Source organism: Streptomyces sp. NPDC015127, assembly GCF_043080095.1.
In the GTDB taxonomy this organism is placed as follows: Bacteria; Actinomycetota; Actinomycetes; order Streptomycetales; family Streptomycetaceae; genus Streptomyces.
Genome location: NZ_JBIBVE010000081.1, coordinates 1 through 3,465 on the forward strand (window position 1 = coordinate 1; position 3,465 = coordinate 3,465).

The 3,465-nt window shown below is 66.8% G+C and carries 2 protein-coding genes and 1 pseudogene; all 3 read right to left on the bottom strand.

Annotated elements, in window-relative coordinates; all coding sequences use genetic code 11:
- Window positions 1–230 (bottom strand): annotated as a pseudogene (locus ACF08N_RS37910) (hypothetical protein); the annotation flags it as partial.
- A 13-nt stretch (window positions 231–243) separates the two neighbouring features.
- Window positions 244–2,256, bottom strand: a complete 2,013-nt coding sequence (gene dxs, locus ACF08N_RS37915) for a 1-deoxy-D-xylulose-5-phosphate synthase (protein ID WP_392329251.1) — start codon at window positions 2,254–2,256, stop codon at window positions 244–246.
- A 6-nt stretch (window positions 2,257–2,262) separates the two neighbouring features.
- Complete coding sequence (locus ACF08N_RS37920) at window positions 2,263–3,333, bottom strand: polyprenyl synthetase family protein (RefSeq protein ID WP_392329252.1); 1,071 nt, start codon at window positions 3,331–3,333, stop codon at window positions 2,263–2,265.
- Window positions 3,334–3,465: the final 132 nt, after the last annotated feature.

Genomic DNA, 3,465 nt, shown 5'->3' on the forward strand with positions numbered 1-3,465 from the left:
TCGTTGCCGAACGACGCCGTCTCCGAGGTGAACCTGTCACCCGTCAGCTGCATGCCGTCACCGGAGTCACCCGCGAAACGGATGATCACCCGGTCGAGAGAGCGGACCGGCTTGCGGAATATCGGCTCTGTGACGGGATCACCTGTCCTGGCGCCGGGGATCCGTGCTTCATGGCCGGAGAGGCGCGGTCGTGGGTCGGCCGAGGGGAAAGGGTGAGAATCGGCGTGCATGGCACTCCTGGCTTCAGCTGCCGTCGGCCGGCAGCGGACTGGAGGTTGTGGTCGTGAGGTGGCGTATGGGCCTTTGCTGAGGCAGCCTGCGACTGTCCAGGTGCGGGACCAGGTCGGTGACCTGGCGGGCGATGTCCGGGGCGGTCAGGCCGATCTCGGTCATGACCTCGTTGCGGGAGGCGTGGTCGAGGAAGCGGGGCGGGATGCCGAAGTCGCGGAGCGGTACGTCCACTCCCGCGTCGCGCAGGGTTTGTGCGACGGCCGAGCCGACACCGCCGACGCGGCTGTTGTCCTCGACGGTGACGATGACCCGGTGCTGCTCGGCGAGCGGTGCGAGGGCCTCGTCGACCGGCTTGACCCACCGGGGGTCGACGACGGTGGTGGTGATACCCTGCCTCTCGAGTAGGCCAGCGATCTCCAGGCACATCGGGGCTAGCGCGCCGACCGAGACGAGCAGGACGTCGGGACGGTTTGTGCCCGGTTCGCGGAGCACGTCTATGCCGCCTATGCGGCCGAGGGCCGGTACGGCCGGTCCGACGGCCCCCTTGGAGAAGCGGACCACAGTCGGGGCGTCGTCGACGTCGACGGCCTCGCGCAGCTGGGCGCGGACCTGGTCGGCGTCGCGCGGGGCGGCGAGCCTGAGGCCGGGGACGACCTGGAGGATCGACATGTCCCACATGCCGTTGTGGGAGGCGCCGTCGCTGCCGGTGACCCCTGCCCGGTCCAGGACGAAGGTCACGCCGCACTTGTGCAGGGCCACGTCCATCAGCACCTGGTCGAAGGCGCGGTTGAGGAACGTCGCATAGACGGCGAAGACCGGATGCAGGCCGCCGGTCGACAGTCCCGCGGCGGAGACCGCACCATGCTGCTCGGCGATCCCGACATCAAAGATGCGGTCCGGGAAGGATTTAGCGAACGGCGCAAGGCCGACCGGGTGCAGCATGGCCGCCGTGATCGCGACGATGTCCTCGCGCTCCCTGCCTAGCTTGACCATCTCCTCGCCGAAGACGGAGGTCCAGTCCGCGCCGGAGGAGGCGATCGGCAGACCAGTCTCGGCGTTGATGACGCCGACGGCGTGGAAGCGGTCCTTGTCACAACGCTCAGCGGCAGGGTAGCCACGGCCCTTCTCAGTAAGACAGTGCACGACGACCGGGCACCCGAAACTGCGGGCCGTGGCAAGGGCGGACTCCAGCGCCGCCACGTCATGGCCGTCGACGGGGCCGATGTACTCCAGGCCCAGGCTCTCGAACATGTTCTGGGGCGGGACAGGCTTCAGGAGTTCTTCGCCAGCATCGTGCAGGGGAGCGGAGACGGGCTGGCTGGCATCCCTGACGCGGGGGAGACGTTTGTGGCCCTGGGTACGCAAGGCCGTGAGGTGGTTCGCGAGGCCGCCGATGGTAGGAGAGTAAGAGCGCTCGTTGTCGTTAATCACAATGACGAGCGGCAGGTCCCTGGCGGTGGCGATGTTGTTCAGCGCCTCCCAGGCCATGCCACCGGTGAGTGCACCGTCGCCGATGACGGCCACAACAGGGCGGTTCGGATCGCCCTGGACCTTGTTAGCTTTGGCCAGGCCGTCGGCGTAGCCAAGCACCGTCGAGGCGTGGCTGTTCTCGATCACATCGTGGTGGGACTCGGCGCGGGAGGGGTAGCCGGAGAGGCCGCCCTTCATCTTCAGCTTCGAGAAGTCCTGCCGACCGGTGAGCAGCTTGTGAACGTATGACTGGTGGCCGGTGTCGAAGAGGATGCGGTCGCGCGGGGAGTCGAAGACGCGGTGCAGGGCGATGGTCAGCTCGACGACCCCGAGGTTGGGGCCGAGGTGGCCACCGGTCTTGGAGACCTCTCGGACCAGGAAAGAGCGTATCTCGCTGGTCAGATCCCTGAGTTCATCTGAAGTCAGACAGCTAAGGTCACGGGGGTGACGGATCTGTGCCAGCAGGCTCGGCCGTACACAGGGGCTGTCCTGCCCGACGTGGTCGTCGAGTGCTGGTCCGGCGCTTTCGGACGTGGGAAAGCCGGTCGTGGTCATTGCTGGTCACCTCGTGCGCTTGATGACGAACTCAGCCAGCGCCGTGAATGACTCCCGCACGCCTTCAGGCATCGACACCTCATTCAGCGCGGCCAAGGCTTCCTCGTGCTGGCGGCGTGCTTCATGCTGCGTCCAGGTACGGCCGCCGGCTGCCTCGATGAGGAAGGCACGCTTGGCGAGCTGCTGATCGTCCTGGTCACCATGACCGCCGGGTGCAGCGATGAGGCCGGCGAGCTGGCGGGAAGCCTTGCCCCCATCGGCGAGAGCGGCACAGACCGGCAGCGACTTCTTACGCCGACGCAAATCCCCCCAGTGAGGCTTGCCGGTTGACTCTGGGGCGCCCCAGATGCCCAGCAGGTCGTCCACGGCCTGGAAAGCCAGCCCCATGTGATGGCCAAAGCGTCCCAGGGCGTCCGCGGTGACATCATCAGCGCCGGCAAGCACCGCACCGATGGCACAGGCACAGGCCAGCAGGGCAGCGGTCTTGTCTGCTTCCATCTCCAGGCATTGCTGGACACTGATCTGGCTGTGGTGCTCGAAGGACAGGTCACGAGCCTGGCCGTCGATCAGCCTGCGGCTGGCTGTGGTGAGGCGCTGTACTGCCCGGGCGCGGTCGGAGGGCGACACTCCGTCAGACCGATTGCTCAGCAGGACATCGGAGGCGAGCGCGAGGAGGGCGTCGCCGGTCAGAATAGCCAGCGTCGGGCTGAACACTGTCCAGGCGGTGGCCCGGTACCGCCGCGTTTCGTCGCCGTCCATGAAGTCGTCGTGCAGAAGCGAGAAGTTGTGTACTAGCTCCACCGCAACGCCGCCCCTCACTCCGCCTGCTGGTGCGCCTGCTGCCTGGGCGGATATGAGCGCTAGTGCAGGCCGCAGCATTTTGCCGCCGTCTCCAGCGCTGGGCTTCCCCTGGCGGTCGGTCCAGCCGAAGTGGTAGGCGGCCACAGCGTCCATGGGAGAGGCCAACTGGCCCACGGCTTCTCGCAGAGAGGGCATGCACAGCTCGCGGGAACGTTCCAGGAGAGCCGGCACGGAAAGCTCAGGTGGACGGGATATGGTCGAGAGCTTTTCGGTCATAGGAGTTCTCACGATCTGTCAACAGTGCTTGTGTGCAGTCAGCCGGCGATGGAGATCTGGGGCTCGCCGGAGGCGACGCCGTCCTTCTCCATCTGCTCGGCGATCTTCATCGCCTCGTCGATCAGCGTCTCG

Coding starts and splice junctions, on each gene's coding strand:
- dxs (WP_392329251.1), bottom strand. CDS start 2,256: ATGACCACGACCGGCTTTCCCACGTCCGAAAGCGCCGGACCAGCACTC.
- ACF08N_RS37920 (WP_392329252.1), bottom strand. CDS start 3,333: ATGACCGAAAAGCTCTCGACCATATCCCGTCCACCTGAGCTTTCCGTG.